The sequence below is a fragment of the Bradyrhizobium sp. GW821-FHT12B03 genome (genome assembly GCF_058807535.1).
Genome location: NZ_JBXAQU010000016.1, coordinates 1 through 20,823 on the forward strand (window position 1 = coordinate 1; position 20,823 = coordinate 20,823).

General features: G+C 65.4%; 25 protein-coding genes. 5 read left to right on the top strand and 20 right to left on the bottom strand.

Annotated features, from left to right (window positions below; genetic code table 11):
- Nucleotides 1-124: 124 nt before the first annotated feature.
- The 4 genes from AC1RUR_RS26315 to AC1RUR_RS26330 all read right to left on the bottom strand — a co-directional run bounded on the left by AC1RUR_RS26315 (nucleotide 125) and on the right by AC1RUR_RS26330 (nucleotide 3,741).
- A complete protein-coding gene (locus AC1RUR_RS26315) occupies nucleotides 125-1,627 on the bottom strand; it encodes a glycosyltransferase family 39 protein (RefSeq protein ID WP_492849397.1) in 1,503 nt (500 codons plus the stop codon).
- 6 nt (nucleotides 1,628-1,633) lie between these two features.
- Nucleotides 1,634-2,767: a glycosyltransferase family 2 protein gene (locus tag AC1RUR_RS26320; protein ID WP_492849399.1), complete on the bottom strand. Its 1,134-nt coding sequence runs from the start codon at nucleotides 2,765-2,767 to the stop codon at nucleotides 1,634-1,636.
- Nucleotides 2,768-3,025: 258 nt separating this feature from the next.
- Nucleotides 3,026-3,223 carry a hypothetical protein gene (locus AC1RUR_RS26325; protein WP_492849401.1) on the bottom strand — a complete coding sequence of 66 codons (198 nt, stop codon included), beginning with the start codon at nucleotides 3,221-3,223 and terminating at the stop codon, nucleotides 3,026-3,028.
- Between the two features lie 137 nt (nucleotides 3,224-3,360).
- Nucleotides 3,361-3,741, bottom strand: a complete 381-nt coding sequence (locus AC1RUR_RS26330; RefSeq protein WP_492849403.1) for a hypothetical protein — start codon at nucleotides 3,739-3,741, stop codon at nucleotides 3,361-3,363.
- Between the two features lie 106 nt (nucleotides 3,742-3,847).
- Between AC1RUR_RS26330 and AC1RUR_RS26335 the strand changes: the two genes are divergently transcribed.
- Nucleotides 3,848-4,684 (top strand): DUF72 domain-containing protein, encoded by an 837-nt coding sequence (locus AC1RUR_RS26335; RefSeq protein ID WP_492849405.1) that lies wholly within the window; start codon nucleotides 3,848-3,850, stop codon nucleotides 4,682-4,684.
- Between the two features lie 10 nt (nucleotides 4,685-4,694).
- Nucleotides 4,695-5,156, top strand: a complete 462-nt coding sequence (locus AC1RUR_RS26340) for a DUF488 domain-containing protein (protein WP_492849407.1) — start codon at nucleotides 4,695-4,697, stop codon at nucleotides 5,154-5,156.
- Nucleotides 5,157-5,266: 110 nt separating this feature from the next.
- On the opposite strand, the gene AC1RUR_RS26345 is transcribed toward AC1RUR_RS26340, so the two are convergent.
- From AC1RUR_RS26345 to AC1RUR_RS26390, 10 genes are all read right to left on the bottom strand, one after another.
- Nucleotides 5,267-6,181: a PhzF family phenazine biosynthesis protein gene (locus AC1RUR_RS26345; protein ID WP_492849409.1), complete on the bottom strand. Its 915-nt coding sequence runs from the start codon at nucleotides 6,179-6,181 to the stop codon at nucleotides 5,267-5,269.
- Between the two features lie 121 nt (nucleotides 6,182-6,302).
- On the bottom strand, nucleotides 6,303-7,193 hold the full coding sequence (locus AC1RUR_RS26350; protein ID WP_492849411.1) for an amidohydrolase family protein: 891 nt from the start codon (nucleotides 7,191-7,193) through the stop codon (nucleotides 6,303-6,305).
- A gap of 22 nt (nucleotides 7,194-7,215) precedes the next feature.
- The gene (locus AC1RUR_RS26355) at nucleotides 7,216-8,457 is read right to left on the bottom strand and encodes an MFS transporter (RefSeq protein ID WP_492849413.1); all 1,242 of its coding nucleotides are present in this window, start codon (nucleotides 8,455-8,457) and stop codon (nucleotides 7,216-7,218) included.
- A 49-nt stretch (nucleotides 8,458-8,506) separates the two neighbouring features.
- Entirely contained in the window at nucleotides 8,507-9,238 is a 732-nt protein-coding gene (locus tag AC1RUR_RS26360; RefSeq protein ID WP_492849415.1) for a GntR family transcriptional regulator, read from the bottom strand.
- A gap of 128 nt (nucleotides 9,239-9,366) precedes the next feature.
- Complete coding sequence (locus tag AC1RUR_RS26365) at nucleotides 9,367-9,573, bottom strand: hypothetical protein (RefSeq protein WP_492849417.1); 207 nt, start codon at nucleotides 9,571-9,573, stop codon at nucleotides 9,367-9,369.
- A 143-nt stretch (nucleotides 9,574-9,716) separates the two neighbouring features.
- Nucleotides 9,717-11,024 carry an adenylate/guanylate cyclase domain-containing protein gene (locus tag AC1RUR_RS26370; protein ID WP_492849419.1) on the bottom strand — a complete coding sequence of 436 codons (1,308 nt, stop codon included), beginning with the start codon at nucleotides 11,022-11,024 and terminating at the stop codon, nucleotides 9,717-9,719.
- 30 nt (nucleotides 11,025-11,054) lie between these two features.
- Complete coding sequence (locus AC1RUR_RS26375; RefSeq protein ID WP_492849421.1) at nucleotides 11,055-12,218, bottom strand: ABC transporter permease; 1,164 nt, start codon at nucleotides 12,216-12,218, stop codon at nucleotides 11,055-11,057.
- Nucleotides 12,215-13,147 carry an ABC transporter ATP-binding protein gene (locus AC1RUR_RS26380; protein WP_492849423.1) on the bottom strand — a complete coding sequence of 311 codons (933 nt, stop codon included), beginning with the start codon at nucleotides 13,145-13,147 and terminating at the stop codon, nucleotides 12,215-12,217. Before AC1RUR_RS26380 ends, AC1RUR_RS26375 begins: the two co-directional genes overlap by 4 nt.
- Nucleotides 13,144-13,932 (bottom strand): HlyD family secretion protein, encoded by a 789-nt coding sequence (locus AC1RUR_RS26385; protein WP_492849425.1) that lies wholly within the window; start codon nucleotides 13,930-13,932, stop codon nucleotides 13,144-13,146. The genes AC1RUR_RS26380 and AC1RUR_RS26385 overlap by 4 nt, the downstream gene beginning before the upstream one ends.
- Complete coding sequence (locus tag AC1RUR_RS26390) at nucleotides 13,929-14,591, bottom strand: TetR/AcrR family transcriptional regulator (protein WP_492849427.1); 663 nt, start codon at nucleotides 14,589-14,591, stop codon at nucleotides 13,929-13,931. Before AC1RUR_RS26390 ends, AC1RUR_RS26385 begins: the two co-directional genes overlap by 4 nt.
- 110 nt (nucleotides 14,592-14,701) lie before the next feature.
- On the opposite strand from AC1RUR_RS26390, the gene AC1RUR_RS26395 reads away from it, so the two are divergent.
- Genes AC1RUR_RS26395 through AC1RUR_RS26405 form a run of 3 tightly spaced genes read left to right on the top strand, consistent with a single transcriptional unit; the run spans nucleotide 14,702 to nucleotide 15,924 of the window.
- Nucleotides 14,702-15,037 carry an ArsR/SmtB family transcription factor gene (locus tag AC1RUR_RS26395; RefSeq protein WP_492849429.1) on the top strand — a complete coding sequence of 112 codons (336 nt, stop codon included), beginning with the start codon at nucleotides 14,702-14,704 and terminating at the stop codon, nucleotides 15,035-15,037.
- A complete protein-coding gene (locus tag AC1RUR_RS26400; RefSeq protein ID WP_492849431.1) occupies nucleotides 15,034-15,498 on the top strand; it encodes an SRPBCC family protein in 465 nt (154 codons plus the stop codon). Before AC1RUR_RS26395 ends, AC1RUR_RS26400 begins: the two co-directional genes overlap by 4 nt.
- A 12-nt stretch (nucleotides 15,499-15,510) precedes the next feature.
- On the top strand, nucleotides 15,511-15,924 hold the full coding sequence (locus AC1RUR_RS26405; RefSeq protein ID WP_492822505.1) for a GFA family protein: 414 nt from the start codon (nucleotides 15,511-15,513) through the stop codon (nucleotides 15,922-15,924).
- Nucleotides 15,925-15,928: 4 nt separating this feature from the next.
- On the opposite strand, the gene adhP is transcribed toward AC1RUR_RS26405, so the two are convergent.
- The 6 genes from adhP to AC1RUR_RS26435 all read right to left on the bottom strand — a co-directional run bounded on the left by adhP (nucleotide 15,929) and on the right by AC1RUR_RS26435 (nucleotide 20,813).
- Nucleotides 15,929-16,954 carry an alcohol dehydrogenase AdhP gene (gene adhP / locus AC1RUR_RS26410; protein WP_492849433.1) on the bottom strand — a complete coding sequence of 342 codons (1,026 nt, stop codon included), beginning with the start codon at nucleotides 16,952-16,954 and terminating at the stop codon, nucleotides 15,929-15,931.
- A 144-nt stretch (nucleotides 16,955-17,098) separates the two neighbouring features.
- Nucleotides 17,099-17,509: a DUF2000 family protein gene (locus AC1RUR_RS26415; protein ID WP_492849435.1), complete on the bottom strand. Its 411-nt coding sequence runs from the start codon at nucleotides 17,507-17,509 to the stop codon at nucleotides 17,099-17,101.
- Nucleotides 17,510-17,596: 87 nt separating this feature from the next.
- Nucleotides 17,597-17,986, bottom strand: coding sequence for a DUF4189 domain-containing protein (locus AC1RUR_RS26420; RefSeq protein WP_492849437.1), 390 nt, complete (start codon nucleotides 17,984-17,986; stop codon nucleotides 17,597-17,599).
- A gap of 198 nt (nucleotides 17,987-18,184) precedes the next feature.
- Complete coding sequence (locus AC1RUR_RS26425; RefSeq protein ID WP_492849439.1) at nucleotides 18,185-19,789, bottom strand: NTP transferase domain-containing protein; 1,605 nt, start codon at nucleotides 19,787-19,789, stop codon at nucleotides 18,185-18,187.
- Nucleotides 19,786-20,487, bottom strand: coding sequence for an XdhC family protein (locus tag AC1RUR_RS26430; protein WP_492849441.1), 702 nt, complete (start codon nucleotides 20,485-20,487; stop codon nucleotides 19,786-19,788). The genes AC1RUR_RS26425 and AC1RUR_RS26430 overlap by 4 nt, the downstream gene beginning before the upstream one ends.
- A 2-nt stretch (nucleotides 20,488-20,489) precedes the next feature.
- The gene (locus AC1RUR_RS26435; protein WP_008137521.1) at nucleotides 20,490-20,813 is read right to left on the bottom strand and encodes an XdhC family protein; all 324 of its coding nucleotides are present in this window, start codon (nucleotides 20,811-20,813) and stop codon (nucleotides 20,490-20,492) included.
- Between the last annotated feature and the right edge of the window lie 10 nt (nucleotides 20,814-20,823).

Consider the following 20,823-nt stretch of genomic DNA (forward strand, 5'->3'; position numbering starts at 1 on the left):
CGGATTCCCGATTCTGGAACCCCTTACCCTCGACCCGAGTCAATCCGTCGCACCAGATATGTGCATGCCCTAGGGCGAAGGCCGGGACGACGATGAGGAAGCAGTGATGCCTCCTCGCGGCCGACTATCGCGCTTCCGGCGGCGGCGAGCGGTCGAGCACGTCGCCCTTGGCGCCTTCGAGCAGATCGATGCCGTAGGTCTCGACCACGAGCGGCCCGCGCTTGCGCTGCAATTGCGCAACCTGCGTCGCCTGCGCAAACAAATCGTTGACGGCGGGATGGCCGTCGCTCCGCAGCTCGTCGACATAGATCAGCTTGCCGGCGAGCAGCTTCGGATCGGGCTCGGGCATGTTGACCCAGCGGATGCGCTGGTTCTGCTGCACCACGCAGGTGCCGCGCGGCAGATAGAACGCGAGCCAGCCCGTGGTGCCGTAATCCGGCGCGAGCACGCATGTCGCACCGGTGCGGACGCGCACGGCTTCGATCTCGGCGGCGAGCTCGCGCCAGCCGACGCCGACGCTGCGCACCGTCGCGTCGCGGCGATAGCCGGACAAGGCGCCCGTGTTGGCCTGCACGATGAGGGCTGCAAACATCACGATGCCGGTGGGGGCTGCCCAGCGCAGGCAAAAATCGACCAGGCGTCGCGCACGCGGCTTCCACTGCACGAGATTGGCGGCGGCCGCAGCCGCAACCACGAAGGGCGGGTAGACCGGCGCGAACCAGTTGGCCTCGACGCGCGCATGCAGCGAATGCCAGACGAAATAGGCGACGATGGTCCAGAACAGCGTCTCGATCAGCACGCGCGAGGCCGATGCGCCGGCCCGGCGCCAGGTCAGCGCATGCAGGCCCATCGCACCAAGGATGAAGACGAGCGGGGTTGCGAACGCGATCTGGGTCGGGATCAGCTCGGCGATGAAGACGGGGCGGAAATCCTCGATCCTGGCCCGCCCGAGCTGCTTTACGAACGAGACCCATTGATGATCCGCATTCCAGAGGACCACCGGCGAGAACAGCGCAAGTGCAACGAGGCCACCGAGATAGGGCCAGGGTGAGAGGAACCAGCGCCTGAGCTTCGGCACTGCCGCCAGCCAGATCAGGATCGCCGGCCCGAAGAACATCGCAGTGTATTTCGACAGCAGCGCCGCGCCGACCGCCGCACCAACCGCGAGCCACCAGACGCCACGGCCGGTCTCCAGCACCTTGGCGAGAAAGAACAGCACGAAGCTGGAGGCGACCAGCAGCGGCGCATCGGGCGTCACGATCAGCGTACCGACCGAGGCCATCATCGTCACATTGAGCAGGATGGCGCTGGTCGAAGCCACGCGCGCGCCGCCGAACAGGATCGCGGCCGAGCGATAGATCGCATAGCTCATCGGCAGCGCGAGAAGGATCGAGACGAGACGGACGCCGAGCTCGGTGTCGCCGGCGATCATGGTGCCGGCACGGATGACGTAGGCGACCATCGGCGGATGGTCGTAATAGCCGCCTGCGAGGCTCTTCGACCACATCCAGTAATAGGCTTCGTCGAAGGTGATCGGCGTGAACGCAGCCGCGACCAGCCGCAACGCGACCAGCGCGAGAATCACCAGCGCGGTATTGCGGACGATCCGCGCGTCAGCTCCGCCCATTGTGCGCTATTTCTTGCGCCAGACGAACAGTCCGGACATCGCGTAGTTCCACACCACGCCCATCAGCGCACCTGCCATGCCGGCCAGCCACCAGATCGGCTCTTGGTCGTAGACCGAGAAGGCGACGCCGACATTGGCGAGCAGGCCGACGCTGCAGACGATGTAGAACGCGATCAGACCGCGCAGCAGCGCAAAGCCCTTCAGCCGCTGATCGCGATAGGTAAGGAAGTTGTTGAGGATGAAGTTGCTGGTCATGGCGACGATGGCGCCGGCGGCCTGGGCCTCGGCGAACGGCGCCTTGAACAGCTGAAGTCCGATGAACAGCGTGGTCAAGTGCACCACGAGACCGATGCCGCCGACCATCGCGAACAGGATAAAGCGCAACGAGACGATGTCGTTGCTCAGCTTGGCCAGCACCAGGCCGAGGAAGTCGAGCGCGACCATGGAATCGAGCTTGCTCTCGCCGTGCTGGCGGGCGCCGAAGGTGTAGGGAATCTCGACCGCGCGCAAGCGGCCATGGGCAGTGGCGACGAGGTCGAGCAGGATCTTGAAGCCATGCACCGAAAGTTTCGGCGCCAATTCCTCGAAACGGTCGCGGCGGACCATGAAGAAGCCGCTCATGGGATCGGCGATCTCGACCCGCAGCATCTTCTTTGCGACCTCGGTCGCCAGCGCGCTGGCGCCGGCGCGCTGCTTGTTGAAGCCTTCGCTCTTGTAGCCTTCGACATAGCGGCTGCCGACCACCAGATCGGCCTGATCGCTGGCGAGCAGCAGCAGCATCTTCGGCAGTTGCGTCTCGTCGTGCTGAAGGTCGGCGTCGATCACGGCGACAAAGGGCGCGCTGGAGGCCAGGATGCCCTCGATGCAGGCGCCGGACAGGCCGCGGCGGCCGATGCGGCGGACACAGCGTACGCGGCTGTCGCGCTGCGCCAGCTCGCGCACGACGTCCCAGGTGCCGTCGGGCGAATTGTCGTCGACGAACACGACTTCCCAGGCGACGTTGGGGAGCGTCGCCTCAAGCCGCCGGTACAGCACCGTGACATTGTCGCGCTCGTTGAAGGTCGGGACGATGACCGACAGTTCCGGCCCTTCATGAGCCTGCGGCGGGTTGTCGGCGCCCGGTCTGATCGCTTCATTCATGACGGCAGCGTATATCCGCCGCGTCCTGCGATGCCAAGCCGGGGTTTCCAAGGGGAGCGGCCCAAAGGGGCCCCAAAATGCCAACGACCCCGGAACGGCGGACCCGCGCGTACATCCGGCGCAGGCCCATGCTATTCCAAGGTCGTCCCAACAACGGAGATTGTGACTCAACGTTGCCGTTAGAAGCTAGATAGTAACGACCTGATCGCTCCACAAGGGGGCGAAAGTGCCTTTTCGGGCCGATATTGTTCTGGCCCCCTATTGGTTGGGCACTTCCTTGATCACCGGGCCGCGCGGCGCGGGCGCGGCAGGCGCCATGGCCGCCGGAGCCGGATCGACCTTTGCCGGCTTGGGCGGCTTGCCGTATTGGCCGATCGGCCCGAGGACGACGGCGACCGCAAGCACGATCGCGGCGACGATCGCGCCCAAAATGCCACCCACCGACTCAGACGACATGGAAGCCCATCCCTGTTCCAGATGCTGCCAGTAATACCACGGATGAACGCGCAGCCGGAAGGGCTGCCGAAGCGGCGAATAGCGAATGGTGAGTAGCGAATGAGGCAACCCTGGCTTCTGCCCCTGCTCGCCATTCCCTACTTCGCCGGCGGCCTGCGCTTGACGTAGGCCGTCACGATGTCCTTCTGCGCCGACTCCACCGCCCTGTTCGCAGTCGCGAGATGGGCGCCTGAATCGATGTTCGGATATTGCGTGGTGAGATAGTCGAGCAATGCCACCCGGTAATATTGCCGCTCCGACGGACAGGCACCGGCAACCGAGCGGCCAAAATCCTGCTCCGACAGGCCCTGATTGCTGTCGCGCGAATATTCCCGCGCCAGGCAATGCCAGTAATCGTCGCGGCCCTGCATCGCGAGCTTCTGCGCACCCTTGGCATCGTCGTCATCCGCCATGGCGGAATATGTCATGGCGGCAGATGTCATCATCACGAGCGCCGCTCCCACCATCAGCATCCGCATCTTGTTCTCCTTCTTCGCAGATGATCTCGCCGGAAGCTTAGACGGGCCGCGGCAACTGGCCAATCACAACTCGTTTGGTTAGGATGCCGGCCTCCCCTCCACGTCGATGCGAGATCCTTCCGTGGCCAAAGCAAAAACCGTGTCCAAAAAATCCGGCAATATCTTCATCGGCATCGGCGGCTGGACCTTCGAGCCCTGGCGCGGCGTGTTCTATCCGGAGAAGCTGACGCAGGCGAAGGAGCTGTCCTACGCCGCCTCGAAGCTGACCTCGATCGAGATCAACGGCACTTACTACGGCTCGCAGAAGCCGGAGAGCTTTCGCAAGTGGGCCAGCGAAGTGCCGGAAGGTTTCGTGTTCTCCGTGAAAGGACCGCGCTTCGCCACCAACCGCCGCGTACTGGCCGAGGCCGGCGACTCCGTCAAGCGGTTCTATGATTCCGGCGTGCTGGAACTCGGCGACCATCTCGGGCCGGTGCTGTGGCAATTCGCGCCGACGAAGAAATTCGACGGCGCAGATTTCGGCAAATTCCTCGAGCTGTTGCCGCGCAGGCTCGACGGACGCGCGCTGCGCCATGTCGTCGAGGTCCGCCACGACAGTTTCTGCACGCCGGATTTCGTTGCGCTGATCCGCGAGTTCGAGACGCCGGTGGTGTTCGCCGAGCACGGCAAATATCCGGCCATCGCCGACGTCGCCGGCGATTTCGTCTATGCCAGGCTCCAGAAGGGCAATGACGAGATCAAGACCTGTTATCCGCCCAAGCAGCTCGATGCCTGGGCCGAGCGCTTTCAGGCCTGGGCCGACGGCGGCGAGCCGGACGATTTGCCGAAGGTCGACAAGGCCAAGCCGAAGAAGGAGCCGCGCGACGTGTTTGCTTACGTCATCCACGAGGGCAAGGTGCGCGCACCGCACGGCGCCATGGAGCTGATCGCGCGGGTGAGTTGAGGATTTGTTCATGGCGAAGGCAAAGAAGCTCTTCACGATTGGTTATGAGCAGACGCCGCCCAAGGCCGTGCTGGACGAGCTGGAGCAGGCCGGCGTCAAGCTCGTGGTCGACGTGCGCGCGGTGACGTCCTCCCGCCGGCCGGGCTTTTCCAAGAAACAGTTGTCCGCAGGACTCGACGAGCGCGGCATCGCCTATGTCCATCTCGCCGCGCTCGGCACGCCCAGGGAAGGCCGCCTCGCCGCGCGCAGCGGGCAATACGATGTGCTGGAGAAGATCTACGCGAAGCACCTGAAGACACCTCAGGCGCGGGAAGAGATGGACGAGCTCTCGGCACTGGCGAAGAAGGCGGGGCCCGTGTGCCTGCTCTGCTACGAGCGCGACCACACCCATTGCCATCGCCGGATGATCGCGGAGATGATCGAGGAACGCGATGGGGTCGCGGTGAGAAATTTGGCGGGGCGGCAGGTCTGAACGACTCTCTCCGTCATGGCCGGGCTTGTCCCGGCCATCCACGCCTTGCCACGCGGCACGAAGAACGTGGATGCCCGGGACAAGCCCGGGCATGACGATTGAATAGAGAGCTACCCCTCCCCCGTCAGCCGGAACGTCCCTTCCATCATCTGCACGCATTGCCCGCCGACATGGGCGGAGACGATCTTGCCGTCCTGCTTGCGCACGCGCGTCAGCAAGAGGCTTGGCCGGCCCATGTCAAAGCCCTGGCCGATGGTGAGCTTCAACTCGCCGTCGCGTGTGGGATCGAGATCGGCGAACAGCGCGGCGGCGGCGACCGTGGCGCTGCCGGTGGCGGGATCCTCGATCAGGCCGCTGGCGCCGGGGAAGAACATCCGCGCCTGCCGCTCGCAGGGCGCTTCCCCCGCCGGCACGTCGCGGGTGTAGAAATAGACCGAGAAGGCGCCATCGCGCGGCAACATCCGGCTGAACGCCGCAGCATCAGGCTTGGCCCGCCGCACAGCCTCGCGCGACCCCACTTCCGCCACGACGAAGGGCGTCCCAACGCCGACGACCTGGGGGGCATGGCGATCGATCTTGATATCCTCCGCGGTCAGGGAGATGCAGGCCGCGATCTCTTCGGCGGAACATGTCGCGAGGCGGGCCAGCGGCTGCGGCGCGGTGAGCTCGGTGCTGACCACCCTTCCCTGCTCTCGCACGATATCGACCGGCACGAGACCCGCCTTTTCCTCGAACAACAGGCGCGACTTCGGCTCCTTTGCGAGGCTCGCCAGCACGAAGGCGGTGCCGACATTGGGGTGACCTGCAAAGGGCAGCTCCCGCACCGGCGTGAAGATGCGCACCTCGGCGTCATTGGCCCTGTCGCGCGGCGGCAGCACGAAGGTCGTCTCCGAATAGTTGAACTCGGTCGCGATCGCCTGCATCTGCGCCGTCGACAAGCCGCCGGCATCGAGCACCACGGCGAGCTGGTTGCCGCCAAAGGCGCGGTCGGTGAACACATCGACGGTGATGTAGCGGCGCTGCATCGTCACTTCCCCATGCAAGTCACAGCCGCGATCGGCTGCATCACCGGCAGTCTACAAGCCGGCGACAGCGCCCGTCATGCCCCAAAATTCGGAGCAATCGGAGCAATTGCGACATGAAGATTCAGAAGCGGAAGAGCGGTCGCGGCGATGCCAGCACCTGCGCACGCTCGCTCTTGTCGGCGATCAGCGTGTCGAGGAATTGCCGATTCTTCTCGTAGTTCTGCGACGCCTCGAACTGCGTGTGCGGCCAATCGCTGCCCCACAGCAGACGATCGAGGCCGTAAGCGCCACGCAACAGCGGATAGGCTTCCTTCGCAAAACTCTCGCCGGCCGCGCCGTTGCGATACGGTGCCGAGATCTTGACCCAGACGTTTCGCGTCGCGCCAAGCCTCAGCACCGACTGGAAGCCGGGATCGGCGACGCCGAGCTTTGGATCCGGCAGCGTGTAGTGATCGAATACGACGGTGACGCCGTGGTCGAGCAACTGCGGCGCGAGCACGGCGAGATCGGTAGCATTGCGCTGAATCTCGACCTGCCAGCCCATGGCTTTCACGCTCGCCAGCAGTGCCTTCCATTCGAGGGAAGCCAGATCGGGCAAGGGCTGGCCGACAAGATTGAGGCGAATGCCGACCACGCCGGCGCGATCGAGCGTGCGCAGCTCATCCGTGGTGATCGTGGGATCGACCACCGCGATGCCGCGCAAGCGCGTCCCGGCCGTCTTCAAACATGCGACCAGATAGGAATTGTCGGTGCCGAGAAAGCTCGGCTGCACCAGCACGCCATTGGTCATGCCGTTGCGGTCGAGCTGCTCCAGATAGAGCGCCAGCGGCGCGTCGTAGTCAGGCGCATAGCGGCGGCCCGGCGCGAGCTTGAGGCCGCGGTGAAAGACGTGGGCGTGGGTATCGATAACAGGCAAGGCTGCCTCACTGCTGGCTGTGGTCGCAGCCACTGTGGCGAGCGCGAGGCCGGCGCCAAACTGGCGGCGCGTGAGGCCGCGCTGGGAAAATGTCATGCTGGCTTCTCCCCATCCCGCGTCAGGCGCGCGTTGCCGCGGTCTGTTCAAAGACCTTGCCGCGGGTTTCGGGCAGCAGCAACACCGCGATCAGCACCAGCGAATAGGCGAAGGCCGCATCGATGCCGATCGCGGGTCCGAGCCCGATATGGTCGCTGAGGAAGCCGACCAGGAACGGGAACGCGGCGGAGACGATACGACCGAAATTGTAGCAGAAGCCGACGCCGGTGCCGCGTACGCCCGCAGGATAGAGTTCGCTGAACAACGCCGCCATGCTGGCGGGAATGCCGGCGGAGAAGAAACCGAGCGGAAAGCCGAGCACCAGCATCTCGCTATTGGTCAGCGGCGCGAAGATGTAGATCAGCACCGTGACGATGCAGGCGCTGGCGAAGAACGCGACATTGGCCCTGCGACCAATACGATCGCTGATGATGCCGCTGGCCACGCAACCGCAGAAGAAGGCAACGATGATGACGGCGAGATAGCCGCTCGAGCCCAGCACCGACAGGTGACGCACTTCGCGCAAGAATGTCGGCAGGAACGTGGTCAGCGCCGCATAGCCGCCATGCGCGCCAATGCCGAACAGCCCGCCGATCAGGGTGGAGCGCAGCACATCGCGATGGAAGATGCCGGAGAGCGTTGCGAAGAACGGCGTCTTCTCGGCTGCGATCGCGCGCGGCGGTTCCTTCAAGCCACGACGGATGAAGATGATGAGGAGCGCGGGCAACAGCCCGAGCGCGAACAGCAGCCGCCAGGCGATGTCCGCCGGGGCATAGGTGAAGACCAATGCAGAGAGCAGCACGGCCGCGCCCCAGCCCACCGCCCAGGCGCTCTGCACCGAGCCAAGCGCCTTGCCGCGATGCTCGGCGCGGATGATCTCGGCCATCAGCACCGCGCCGCAGGCCCATTCGGCGCCGAAGCCGAGGCCCTGGATCGCCTTCAGGATCAGGAGCTGGGTGTAGGTCATCGCGAACGCGCAGGCGAAGGTCGCAAGCGCGAAGGTCGCCACCGTGATCTGGAGCGCCTTGACGCGGCCATAGCGGTCGCCGAGCGCTCCACCGAACCAGCCGCCGAACGCGCCGAAGAACAGCGTGACCGAGCCGAGCAGGCCGGCGTCAGCCTTGCTGATGCCGAACGCGGCGATCAGCGCGGGGATCGCAAGGCCGAACATCTGGACGTCGAGTGCATCCAGCGCCCAGCCGCCAAAACTTGCCCAGAACGTCCGCTTCTCAAGCGGCGAGCATTCGCTGTACCAATTTGACATGTTTCCTACCCTCGTACGCGTTATTGTTTGATGTCGTCGAAGCCCGCGTTCACCTGATCTCGGCGTGGTAGCGGAAGCGATCCGCCGGCCCGCGCGAGCGGCGCCATTCGAGCGGCCGCCGCTCGAGGTCGAGCGCAAGGCGCTCGATCACGATCAGCGGCGCGCGGGCCCCGAGCCTGAGCAGGCGCGCCTGCATCTCGTTGGCGGTTTCGACCGTCAAGATTTCCTCGGCCGAGACCACGACCTCGCCGCAGCGCTCCTCATAGAGCGGATACAGCAGATCGCCGAATTCGGCGGTGTCGATCTGAAGGATCGGCGCGAAGCGCGATTGCTGAAGCCAGATCTCCTCGGCGAGCAGCGGCACGTCGTCGATCAGGCGCAGGCGCGACAGGCTGATCACGGGTTCGCCGACGGGAATGCGCAGCGCCGATGCGACGGCGGAGGTGGCCGGAACGCTCTTGCGGCGGATGATGCGGCTCTTCGGGACGCGCCGCTCGCCGCTCTCGGACTGGAAGCGGAAGAAGCGAAACAGCGATGAGTTGAAGCGCGCGCGGCGCACGAACGTGCCGCGGCCCTGCTGCCGCTCCAGCACATTGTCGCTGACGAGCTGGTCGATCGCCTTGCGCACGGTGCCGATGGCAACGCCGTAATGCGCACCGAGCTCGGCTTCGGAAGGGATCGGCTCGCCCGGCCGCCATTCATTGCGGTTGATCCGCGCGGCGAGATCGTCGCGCAGGCGCTGGTAGCGTGGCAGGCGGTCGTCGAGCGGCGCTGAATTCATATAGTCATATAGATGACTATATGAGCAATGAGTCAAGCATTACCAAAATACCGCCAACGGAAAGGCGCCATGGACGTTCGCGGCGCCGGGCTGGCGGACTTCGCCAGCCCGGCTGTCTGCCGCGATCGTTAGTACATTGTCACCGTGTTGGGCAGGCAAGGCGGCTGCTTGTAGGGCGCAGAAGCATACGCGCCCTCTGCGGGAGCCCTGACGCAGGAGTCGGCCGTCGCTTCGGTTGCCGCGCGCGGTGGGGCGGCATGGCGGGCGGATGCGGCCTGGGTTTGGGTGACGGCGGCGGCGATCAGGGCGGCCGCAACAAGAGTCGATCGGGTCAATGGCATTCTCCGGGTGACAAACGAAAGCCGAGTTGTTTCGGCTTCCTCCGTGCAAGACCCGAAAGCTAGCAGAGATATTTCATCACGCGCCTTCAACGGAGCGCGACTCCGCTTCAACCAAACGCGACTCACATTTGAACGCGCTACCCCAATTGAAACACCGCTACCTTCTGCTCGTAACCGCGCACCTGGACCTCGCCGAGCGCGACGGCATCCTCGCCGTCATCGCCGAGCGCCTCGCGCACCGACGCGGAGATCAGCAGCTGCGAGCCGAACTCCTTGTTCAGCGCCTCCAGCCGCGAGGCGAAGTTCACGGTGTCGCCGATCACGGTGTATTCCTTGCGCCGGGGCGAGCCGATATTGCCGGCGACGACCTCGCCGAAATGGATGCCGATGCCGATGCGCAGCGGCCAGCTCGTCTGCGCGTTGATGCGGTCCATCGCGATCAACATCTCGCGGCCTGCGGCGACCGCGCGGTGCGCGGCGTCGGAGGCCTCGAGCGGCGCGCCGAACAGCGCGAGAAAGCCGTCGCCGAGAAACTTGTTCACGATGCCGCCCTGGCGGTCGAGAATGTCGACCAGCACCGCGAAGGCGCCGTCGAGCCGGTCGACCACCTCCTGCGGGGTGCGCGACTGCGCGCCGGCGGTGAAGCCGCGAAAATCGACGAACATCACGGCGACGCGGCGGAGGTCGCCGGCCGCGCTCGTCCCCTCCGCCATCAAACGTTCCACCACCTGCGGCGAGACGTGCTGGCCGAACAGATTGGTCACCCGGTCGCGCGCGGTGGCCGCCGCGATGCTCGCGGCAAATTGCCGCCGCAGCTGCGCGCCGACGGAGCCGGCAAGCACGCCGCAGATCAGGATGATGGTGCTGCGGACCGCGTGAAAATAGAGCTGCGGCTCGCCGACGCCGCTTGCTGGATCGTAGATCAGCGCGACGACGAACAGCTCGGCCGCGGCAACGACGCCGGTGAAGGTGGACAGCCAGAAATCGAGCCGCAGGGTCGAGAGAATGATGAAGATGAAGTACATGAGCGGCACGGCGAAGCCGAGCGCCTGGGTTGCACCCATCGACCGGATTTGCAGGATGAGGATCACCGTGGGCAGCGACGTCTCGATCAGCGCACCGATATAGCGACGGGCCACCGGGAGGTCGCGATCGAGCCTGAGATTCCTCCTGATCTGACTGTGGATCCAGGTCTCGAACAGGATGAAGCCGGCCAGAAGGCCGTAGACCTCGACGAGCCCCTCCGTCCCGCGCCAGACCCGGTCCACGATGGCGGGATCGATCAGATAGATCGCGGTGAGGAACACGGTCATGACGCAGCCCGTCATGATCAGCGCCCGCACCCGCAACAGCTCGGTGCGCAGCACCTCCCGCGTCAGCTCGCGCTCGAAATTCTCCGACAAGGCGGCATGCTGCCGGGCCTTCCTGCTGGCAAAACTAACCATTCCACCCCCTCGATTCAGGGGCATCTTGCCTCAATCCAGCGTGCGGCGGAAGCGCGTCACGGCGATGGTCATGGCGACCAGCATCAGGGCCGCCAGCGCCAGCGCGTCGAAATGCAGATTATGCATGCCCGCGCCCTTCAGCATGATGGCGCGGACGATGCGCAGGTAATGCGTCAGCGGCAGCGCTTCGCCGAGATATTGCGCCCAGGCGGGCATGCCGGCGAACGGGAACATGAAGCCGGAGAGCAGGATGCTCGGCAGGAAGAACATCATCGACATCTGCATGGCCTGGAGCTGGTTCTGCACCAGCGTCGAGATGGTGTAGCCGATCGACAGATTGGTGGTGATGAACAGCGTCGAGAGCAGCGCCAGCAGGAACAGATTGCCGAGCACGGGCACGCCGAACAGGAACACGCCGATGCTGATGATCAGGAAGGCCTGGACGAAGCCGACCAGCACGTAAGGAATGATCTTGCCGAACATCACCTCGACCGGCCTGATCGGCATCGACAAGAGGGCCTCCATGGTGCCACGCTCGACCTCGCGCGTGACCGAGAGCGCGGTGAAGATCAGCATGGTCATGGTGAGGATGGTGCCGACGAGACCCGGCACGATGTTGAGGCTGGAGACCGCAGCCGGGTTGTAGCGCGCATGCGCGCGGATCTCGAACGGCATCTCCGGGGGATTGCCGATGTAGAGATCGTGCTTGAGCGCGGTCTGCACGACCATCCCGAGCGAACCGATCGCCGCGCTCGCCGCCACGGGGTCGGTGGCGTCGGCCGCGACCAGCAGCGCCGGCTTGTCGCCGCGCCGCACCGCCCGTTCGAAGCCGCGCGGGATCTCGACGCCGAACAGCACCTTGCCCGACTTCAGCAGATTGTCGAAATCGTCGACGTCGTGCACCTCGTAGATGAAGCGGAAATAGGCAGTGTTCTCCAGCGCCTTCAGGATCGAGCGGGCGAGATCGCTGTCCTCCTGGAGCAGCACCGCGCTCGGAAGACGGTGCGGCGTGGTGTTGATGGCAAAACCGAACAGCATCAGCTGCATCACCGGCAGCATCACGATCATCGCGAACGAGACGCGGTCGCGCCTGAGCTGGATGAACTCCTTGATCAGCATCGCATAGGAGCGCCTCAGGAAGCCGAAGCGTTCACGGATGTCGCGTGTGGGAGGGGAGTGATCGACGGCGCTCATTGGAAATTGTCCTTGGACCGGCCCATCAATTCGATGAACACGTCTTCAAGCGACGGATGCGATTTCTGCCAATGCAGGCCGCTTTTCTCGCGCCACGGCGCGATGCTGGCTTCGAGCGCGGCAACGTCGCGCCCCGAGACGTGCAGCGAGGTGCCGAACGGTGCCACCATGTCGACGCCGGGCTTGCCGGTCAGCGCAACCGCGAGCTCGTTGAGATCCTCGCCGGTCACGGTGTAGGTCGAGAGCGCGGATTTCGCGATCACCTCCTCCACCGTGCCGTGCGCGAGCAGATGCCCATAGGCGATATAGGCGATCTCGTGACAGCGCTCGGCCTCGTCCATGTAGTGGGTCGAGACCAGCACGGTGAGGCCGTCGGCCGCGAGCGCATGGATCTCGTTCCAGAAATCGCGCCGCGCCTTGGGATCGACACCCGCCGTCGGCTCGTCCAGCAGCAGCAATTTCGGATTGGGCAGCGTGCAGGCGCCGAGCGCCAGCCGCTGCTTCCAGCCGCCGGAGAGCTCGCCGGCAAGCTGTTCCTCGCGCCCCGAGAGCCCGAGCCGCTTGACCATGTCACGCGCCGCGCCGCGTGCATCGACAAGGCCATAGAGCCGTGCGACGAATTCGAGGTTCTCGCGCACCGACAGGTCCTGGTAGAGGCTGAAGCGCTGGGTCATGTAGCCGACCTGGCGCTTGATCTTGTCGGCATCGCGCCGGATGTCGTAGCCGAGGCAGGTGCCCTCGCCGCTGTCGGGCGTGAGCAGGCCGCAGAGGATGCGGATGGTGGTGGTCTTGCCGGAGCCGTTGGGTCCGAGGAAGCCGTAGATCGAGCCGCGCTTCACCTGCATCGACAGATCGTGCACGACCTCGCGGCCGCCGAACGACTTGGTCAGGCCCTTGACGTCGATTGCGATGCCGTTGCCGCCGTTCATCGCTTGTCCGCCACGGGAGTTTTTGGATTGAGATAGACGTCGATCGGCTGCCCGACACGCAAGGCGTCGGGGCGCGAGGGCCGCGCCTGGATCAGGTAAACGAGCTTGTTGCGCTCATCGAGGCTGTAGATGACGGGCGGGGTGTATTCGGCCGAAGTCGCGATGAAATAGATCTTTGCGGTCAGGTCGGCCGCGCAATTGTCGCAGCCGATCCGGACCATGTCGCCGATCGCAAGCTTGGGCAGCTCGGTCTCCGGCACGAAGAAGCGCAGCTTCATGTTGCCGGGCGGCATGATCGAGAGCACCGGCCGCTGCGCCGCCACCATCTCGCCCTCGCGGAAATAGATCTGCTGGATGGTGCCGGCCACCGGCGCAAAGCCCCGGCGCCGCGCCATCCGGGTCTCCGACGTCGCCACCCGCGCTTCCGCCACGCGCAAGGCGGACACGGCGGAATCGAGATTGGCCTGCGTGCCCGAACCGGTCTTGTTCAGCGAGGCCGCACGGTCATAGGTCTGCTGCGCGTTGGCCAGCGTCGCCTTGTTCTGGTTGAGATCGGCAAGCTGGAGATCGTCGTCGACGGCATAGAGGGCATCGCCGACCTTGACCTCGTCGCCCTCGCGGACGCTCAGCCTGGTCACCCGGCCCGCTTCGTCCGGGCTGACGAAGATCATGTCGGCCTCGACCCAGCCCTGGAAACCGGGATCGCGCTTCTCCTTGCAAGCCGCCAGCGCGGTTGCGAGCAGTACGGCCAATGCAAATCTGAAAATTGCTTGCGACGACTTCATGTCGTGCTCCGTTCGCCAAAAATCAAATCAAGATGGACGCGCAGCATGTCCCGCGCGTCGAGCGGCGCGTGCCGCTCAAACAGGCTCTGCCAGATCACCGCGATCATCGCGGGCGCGACCAGGATCTGCGGATAGCGCGCAAGGTCCTTCTCGCGGATCTCGCCGCGGGCGATGCCGAGCTCGATCAGCGCGCGCATCGCGGCGACCCCGCGCGAGACGACCTCGCGGTAGTAGAAGTCGGCGACGGACGGAAAGCGCGGTCCCTCCGCCACGATCAGGCGCACGAGATCGCCGCGCCTGGTGCCGATCACCTCCTTGAGGAAGTTGCCGGCGAAGGCTTCGATGAGGTCGCGCACCGAGCCCACCGGCGGCGGCAGCGCAGTCAGTCGCGCCACCACAGGCACGATCACGATGCGCACCAGCTCCTCGAACATCGATTCCTTGTCCTTGAAGTGCAGGTAGATCGTGCCCTTGGCGACTCCGGCCCGCTTCGCGATGTCGTCGAGCCGCGTCGCGGCAAAGCCGCGCGCGATGAATTCCTCCATCGCCGCCTCCACGATCGCCGCACGCCGCTCCGCCGCGCGCGTGGCGCGGTTCGAGGCGGGCGCTCCCTCGCTGCTAGCGGATGACGTCACGGACTTGGTCGGCTTCTTGGTCATGATCTATTTATGACTGACCAGTCAGTCATAGTCAAGCGAGAAGCCAGCGTATGAAGTCGGCTCATTGAATTAGTATTGACTAATGCATTAGTCGCCGCTAATTTATCAATATGATCGAAGCTGCCCCAAACCCCGTCACCACCGTGATGCGCGCCCTCGCCGATCCGACCCGCCGCGCCGTGTTCGAGCGCGTGTTCGAGAGCAAGGAGATCAGCGTCGCTGAGCTGACCCGCGGCAGCGGTGTCACCCAGGGCGCTATCTCGCAGCACCTGAAATCCCTCAAGCAGGCCGGCCTCGTCGCCGAGCGCGCCGAGGGCCGCAACGTCTATTACCGCGCCGCGCCTGAAGGACTCGAGCCGCTGGTGAGCTGGATGGATCATTACGGCGTCTTCTGGCGCGAGCGCTTCCAGAACCTGCGTGACCTCTTGAAGGAGATCGATCCGTGAGTGCTGCCGCGTTGAACGCTGAAACAAAGGCCATCGTCATCGACGAGGTCTTCCCTCACACCGCCGAGACGATCTGGAAGGCACTGACCAGCGCGCAGTTGATCGCGCGCTGGCTGATGCAGCCGACCGGCTTCGAAGCCGTCGAAGGCAAGGACTTCACGTTCCAGACCAAACCGGGTGGCAACTGGGACGGCGTGATCCATTGCCGGATTCTCGAGGTCGTGGCCAACAGGCGCCTCGTCTACGCCTGGAAGGGCGGAGACCAGCGCAACACCGGCTACGGCGCGCCGCTCGACACGATCGTGACGTGGTCCCTCACCCCGGTCGAAGCCGGCACGCGGATCCAGCTCGTTCATGCGGGCTTCGTCCTGCCCAGAAACGAGTCGGCCTACACGGTCATGAGCGGCGGCTGGAAAAAGGTGGTCCGCCAGCTCGACGAAATCAGCGGCGAAGACAGCTGAGGAGTTATCGCGATGGACAAGCCCTATACCGGCGGCTGCGCCTGCGGCGCGATCCGCTATTCGATTGCCAGTGAGCCCCTGTTCAGCAACCACTGCCAGTGCCGGGACTGCCAGCGGGAAAGCGGCAGCGGCCATGGCTCTTACATGACATTCGCACGCGCCGGCGTCACCGTGACGGGCGACGCAAAACACTGGGACATGGTCGGCGATAGCGGCAACGTGAAGACGCGCGGCTTCTGCGCGCAGTGCGGCTTGCCGGTTTACCTGACCTTCGCGGCGATGCCCGACATCTTCACCATCCGCGCCGCAAGCCTCGACGAGCCCGCCCGCTACAAGCCGCAAGTGGTCACCTACGCCGCGCGCGGACATGAGTGGGATCGCCTCGATCCAAGCTTGCCGAAATTCGCGGGCATGCCGCCTTCGTGACGCGCTAGCCAAAGTCCAGCACCATGCGGCCGTCGATCTTGCCGGCCTTCATCCGGTCGAAGACGTCGTTGATTTGCGCGAGCGGCACCTTCGTCACCTCGGCCTTGACCTTGCCGTCGGCGGCGAATGCGATGGCTTCGTCGAGATCCCTGCGGGTGCCGACGATGGAGCCGCGCACGGTGATGCGCTTGAGCACGACGTCGAAGATCGGCGTCGGGAATTCGCCCGGCGGCAGGCCGACGAGGCTGACGGTGCCCTTCCGCCGCACCATTTTGAGCGCCTGAGCAAACGCCGCGGTCGAGACCGCCGTGACCAGCACGCCGTGCGCTCCGCCGCCGGTCGCCGCCAACACCTTGTCCACGGCATCGGCCGCGAGCACGTTGACGGCGAGGTCGGCGCCGGTCTCGCGTGCGAGCTTGAGCTTGTCGTCCGCGATATCGACAGCCGCGACCTTGAGGCCCATCGCCTTGGCATACTGGATCGCGACATGGCCGAGCCCGCCGACGCCTGAGATCACGACCCACTCGCCGGGCTTTGCCTCCGTCTCCTTCAAGCCCTTGTAGGTGGTCACGCCCGCGCACAGGATCGGCGCGATGCCCGCAAAATCGACCGTTGCCGGCAGCTTGGCGGCGAAGGCGGCCGAGGCGATGACATATTCGGCGAAGCCGCCGTTCACGCTGTAGCCGGTGTTGTGCTGGTGCTCGCACAGCGTCTCCCAGCCGGTCTCGCAATATTCGCAGGACATGCAGGCGTCGTGCAGCCAGGCGACGCCGACGGCATCGCCCACTTTCAGATTTTTCACACCGGATCCGAGCGCGGCGACAATGCCGGCGACCTCATGGCCCGGGATGAAGGGCGGAACCGGCTTGACGGGCCAGTCGCCGGAGGCCGCGTGCAGATCGGTGTGGCAGACGCCGCAGGCCTTCACCTTGACCAGAACCTCGCCTGGACCGGGCTGCGGCACGGCCACGTCCTCGATCACCAGCGGCTTGCCGAATTGTTTGACGATCGCGGCTTTCATGGTCGGCATCGGTCTGCTCCTTTGTATTACGGAAGGCAGACTAGCGAGGCCGCGCCGAGCACCCTTGATTGGAATCAAACCGCACAATGTTTGCGCAGCGCTCGCGCGATCGTGACATTGCGATGACGACGTGGCGCCAGGCGCGCAGACGCGTCAGCCGTGGAACTTGAGGCCGTCAACGATCTTGTCGATCACCTTGCGCTCGGCGCGCATCGCAATCCCGACGAGGTTGAGGTCAGCACGCGCCACCGCCCTCACCGCCTCACGATTGGCGGCGTCATGCGTCGTCTTGAACATTTCCTCGGTATAGACCGCCGGTTTCACGTTGCGGGTCAGCGCACGGTCGAGTGCGCGCGTCAGCGCCGGACCATCGGCACCATAGATCAGGATCGGCTGGCCGATCAGCGAGAGATATTGCGTGCCAGAGGCGTCCTCATAGGGATCGCCAATGCATTCGGGAAACGCAGCGGCGATGCCGCTGGTGAGAAAGGCCGCAACGTTGAGCTTCTGCCAGGCCTGAAGATCGGTGCGGATCACCACGGCGATCTTGGTGTCGAATTGCATGCGTTTCCTCGGATGTCATTCCTCGCGATGCTCAGGTCCGCACCGCGCGGTACCGTTGCATCGCTCCCGGAATGACAGCAAGAGGAATTAGCCCTTCGCGTCGCAGGCCCAGGCGCGGATCACGCATTCCTTGCCGCCGTATTTGTAGCATTCGCGCGTGGCAGCGTTGAGCGAGGCCGAAATCTTCGGCTTCACGGCATAGCCATAGGCGCCGCATGGGTTGGACAGATCGACCGACATCGCGGCGCAGGCACGCTTCATCGTCACCGTGGTGCAGTCGCCCTTGCACTGCTTCTGCGCCGCGGCGCGGGCCTCGTGCTCGGCGCCGTAGTCGAAAGCCTGGCCATAGGCGCCGCACTTGCCGACCGCGATAGCGCCGGCAGCATGTGCATCCGTGATGTGGCGAGCGCCGGCGACACAAACGGACAACGCAAAGAAAAACATCGCGCAACGGCGCGCGACGACATTCGAAGCCATGGAAAAACCCCTCCCCCCAAGGCAGGTGGAGGCGACTGTAGGGGCGGGACGTTTCCAGATGGTGAACGGGTGGTTGAAATCGGACGAACGGGAGATGCCGTAGGGTGGGCAAAGCGAAGCGTGCCCACCAATTGCAGATCATTGCATGGAGAGACGGTGGGCACGGCGCTGCGCGCCCTTGCCCACCCTACGGCAGCGTCACCCGCGTCTTGCCGCTTCCAGCGCCTGCGGCGTGTCGATGTCGAGGAACGCGCTTTCGCCGTCGACGGGCACTTCGGCGACCGCTTCGGTGTGCTTGGCGATCAAATGCCGCGCACCGACATCGCCGTCGAGCGTCATCAATTCCTTGAAGAAACGGCGCGACCACAGCACGGGATTGCCGCGGCGGCCCTCGCTGACGGGCACGACGATGAGGTTGCCACGGTCCGGCGCAAAGCCGTCGATGAGACGGTCGATCAGGCTGGCATCGATCAGCGGCATGTCGCCGAGGCAGACCACGGCGCCGTCGCAGGCTTCAGGCACAGCCGCAATGCCTGATTTGACCGAGCTCGCGATGCCGCCGGCGAAATCCGGATTCCTGGCGAATTTCACCGTCAATCCTTGCAGCGCCTGCTCGACCAGCTCGGTCTGGTGGCCGGTGACGACGATCACCTCGGACGCCTTCGAGGCCAGCGCCTGCTCGGTTGCGATCCGCACCAGCTTCTTGCCGTCGAGCTCGGCGAGCAGCTTGTTCGGTCCGCCCATGCGGGTCGAACGGCCCGCCGCGAGCACGATGGCCGCGACCCGGCTGTTGCCCTCGATCTCTGGCCTCGCGCGCGGCTGCGGGCGCGTCACGATCTCCATCAGGAGGCCACCGACGCCCATGCCCATCAGCTCGGCGCGCGTCACCTTGATGCCGGCGAGGAGCCGCATCAGCACCCAGTCAAACCCGTTCTCGACCGGTGAGCGCGCGCAGCCCGGCGCGCCCAGCACCGGCACGCCGCCGGCGCGGGCGATCAGCAGCAGATTGCCGGGATCGACCGGCATGCCGAAATGCTCGATCTCGCCGCCGATCCCCGTGACGGCCGCCGGGATCACGTCGCGGCGGTCGGCGATCGCGGATGCCCCGAACACGATGACGAGCTCGGCACCAAGTCCGAGCAATTCCTTGATCGCGGCCGACAATGCGTGTTCGTCGTGCTGGACCCGCCGCTCGGCGATGATGCTGGCACCGGCCGGCGCCAGGCGCTCGGCCGTGACGCGCAGCGTCTTGTCGATCACCTTGGAGGACAGTCCCGGCAGCAGCGTCGAGACCACGCCGACGCGCTTGATCACATAGGGCGCGATCTTCAGCACGTCCTTGCCCGCCGCCGTCACCGCGGCATCGCGCAAGGCGCCATCGACGCCGAACGGGATGATCTTGACGGTGCCGACCATCTCGCCTTCGACCACCGGCTTGTAGGCGGTGAGCGTCGCAAACGTGATGGCCTCGTCGATCTTGTTGATGCGGTCCACCGCGGCGCGGTCGATCACCAGCACGCCCGGGCGCGCGGCGAACAGATTGGCGCGGCCGGTGAAGGCGCGCTCGACATGGATGCCCTCGCCGCCGACGGCGAGCGCGATGCTGGCGGCCGCAACGTCCTCGGAGACGTCGCCCTCCTCCATCCGCACCACCACGACGTCCTTGATGCCGGCACGCTCCAGCGCCTCGACCTCGGCAGGGCCAATCGTCGTGCCCTTCTTCAGCACCAGCGGTCCCTGGCGCAGGGTGTGGACGGTCACCCCGCCGATCGCATCCCTGGGGCTCGCCGGGCCGAATTTCATGCCGCTTCTTCTTTTTCTTTGGGTGGCAGCCGGAGCACCGCCGTGATCTCGGCCATGATCGACACCGCGATCTCCGACGGCGAGACGGCGCCGATCGCAAGCCCAATGGGCGCGTGGACGCGCGCGATGTCGGTATCCTTCGCGCCCTGCGCCCGCAGCCGGTCGCCACGCTTGGCGTGGGTCTTCCGCGAGCCGAGCGCGCCGATATAGAAGCAATTGCGCTCGAAGGCGTGCAGCAGCGCGGGATCGTCGATCTTGGGATCGTGCGTCACCGCGACGAAGGCGGTGTAGGCATCGACATTGAGCGGCGGCAGCGCGGTGTCGGGCCATTCGGCAACGAGCGGAATGTCGGGGAAGCGCTCGGGACTCGCAAAGGCCGTGCGGGGATCGACGACAGTCACGTCGTAACCGAGCGAGCGCGCCAGCGGCGCCAGCGCCTGGCTGATGTGGACCGCACCGACGATGACGAGCTTTGCGGTCGGCGCGTAGACGTTGAGGAACAGTTTCTTGCCGCCGACCTCGACATTGGCGCTCTTGCCCATGCGAAGCTGTTTCTCCAGCTCGGCGCGCAGCGGATCCTTGGCGAAATCCGTAGCCTTCACCAGGCGCTGCTCGCCATTCTCGGTGTCGGTCACCAGGATCGCCGGCCGGCGCGCGGCGCGCTCGGCATTGAGTTCGTGCAGGATTGCGAGCTTCACGGCTAGCCGACCTTCTCGACGAAGACGCGGATGGTGCCGCCGCAGGACAGCCCGACGTTCCAGGCCGTCTCGTCGGCGACGCCGAACTCCAGCATCTTGGGCTTGCCGCTCTCGATCACGTCCATGGCCTCGGTGACCACGGCGCCCTCGACGCAGCCGCCGGAAACTGACCCCAGGAACGTGCCCTGGTCGTTGATCACAAGGCTCGAGCCCGCCGGGCGCGGCGCCGAGCCCCAGGTCTCGACAACGGTCGCCAGCGCGACGCCACGGCCGGCCTTCTGCCAGTCCTCCGCCGCCTTCAGAATGTCCTCGTCGCGATCGAGCATGGGGTGCCTC

Excerpts from the sequence above, each read along its gene's own strand:
- AC1RUR_RS26405 (WP_492822505.1), top strand. The coding sequence starts at position 15,511 with ATGGACAAGCCCTATACCGGCGGCTGCGCCTGCGGCGCGATCCGCTAT.
- AC1RUR_RS26415 (WP_492849435.1), bottom strand. The coding sequence starts at position 17,509 with ATGCAATTCGACACCAAGATCGCCGTGGTGATCCGCACCGATCTTCAG.
- AC1RUR_RS26340 (WP_492849407.1), top strand. The coding sequence starts at position 4,695 with ATGGCGAAGGCAAAGAAGCTCTTCACGATTGGTTATGAGCAGACGCCG.
- adhP (WP_492849433.1), bottom strand. The coding sequence starts at position 16,954 with ATGCCGACCATGAAAGCCGCGATCGTCAAACAATTCGGCAAGCCGCTG.
- AC1RUR_RS26425 (WP_492849439.1), bottom strand. The coding sequence starts at position 19,789 with ATGAAATTCGGCCCGGCGAGCCCCAGGGATGCGATCGGCGGGGTGACC.
- AC1RUR_RS26370 (WP_492849419.1), bottom strand. The coding sequence starts at position 11,024 with ATGGTTAGTTTTGCCAGCAGGAAGGCCCGGCAGCATGCCGCCTTGTCG.
- AC1RUR_RS26335 (WP_492849405.1), top strand. The coding sequence starts at position 3,848 with ATGCGAGATCCTTCCGTGGCCAAAGCAAAAACCGTGTCCAAAAAATCC.
- AC1RUR_RS26385 (WP_492849425.1), bottom strand. The coding sequence starts at position 13,932 with ATGAAGTCGTCGCAAGCAATTTTCAGATTTGCATTGGCCGTACTGCTC.
- AC1RUR_RS26375 (WP_492849421.1), bottom strand. The coding sequence starts at position 12,218 with ATGAGCGCCGTCGATCACTCCCCTCCCACACGCGACATCCGTGAACGC.
- AC1RUR_RS26360 (WP_492849415.1), bottom strand. The coding sequence starts at position 9,238 with ATGAATTCAGCGCCGCTCGACGACCGCCTGCCACGCTACCAGCGCCTG.
- AC1RUR_RS26380 (WP_492849423.1), bottom strand. The coding sequence starts at position 13,147 with ATGAACGGCGGCAACGGCATCGCAATCGACGTCAAGGGCCTGACCAAG.
- AC1RUR_RS26320 (WP_492849399.1), bottom strand. The coding sequence starts at position 2,767 with ATGAATGAAGCGATCAGACCGGGCGCCGACAACCCGCCGCAGGCTCAT.
- AC1RUR_RS26325 (WP_492849401.1), bottom strand. The coding sequence starts at position 3,223 with ATGTCGTCTGAGTCGGTGGGTGGCATTTTGGGCGCGATCGTCGCCGCG.
- AC1RUR_RS26345 (WP_492849409.1), bottom strand. The coding sequence starts at position 6,181 with ATGCAGCGCCGCTACATCACCGTCGATGTGTTCACCGACCGCGCCTTT.
- AC1RUR_RS26350 (WP_492849411.1), bottom strand. The coding sequence starts at position 7,193 with ATGACATTTTCCCAGCGCGGCCTCACGCGCCGCCAGTTTGGCGCCGGC.
- AC1RUR_RS26435 (WP_008137521.1), bottom strand. The coding sequence starts at position 20,813 with ATGCTCGATCGCGACGAGGACATTCTGAAGGCGGCGGAGGACTGGCAG.
- AC1RUR_RS26315 (WP_492849397.1), bottom strand. The coding sequence starts at position 1,627 with ATGGGCGGAGCTGACGCGCGGATCGTCCGCAATACCGCGCTGGTGATT.
- AC1RUR_RS26395 (WP_492849429.1), top strand. The coding sequence starts at position 14,702 with ATGATCGAAGCTGCCCCAAACCCCGTCACCACCGTGATGCGCGCCCTC.
- AC1RUR_RS26390 (WP_492849427.1), bottom strand. The coding sequence starts at position 14,591 with ATGACCAAGAAGCCGACCAAGTCCGTGACGTCATCCGCTAGCAGCGAG.
- AC1RUR_RS26330 (WP_492849403.1), bottom strand. The coding sequence starts at position 3,741 with ATGCGGATGCTGATGGTGGGAGCGGCGCTCGTGATGATGACATCTGCC.
- AC1RUR_RS26420 (WP_492849437.1), bottom strand. The coding sequence starts at position 17,986 with ATGGCTTCGAATGTCGTCGCGCGCCGTTGCGCGATGTTTTTCTTTGCG.
- AC1RUR_RS26355 (WP_492849413.1), bottom strand. The coding sequence starts at position 8,457 with ATGTCAAATTGGTACAGCGAATGCTCGCCGCTTGAGAAGCGGACGTTC.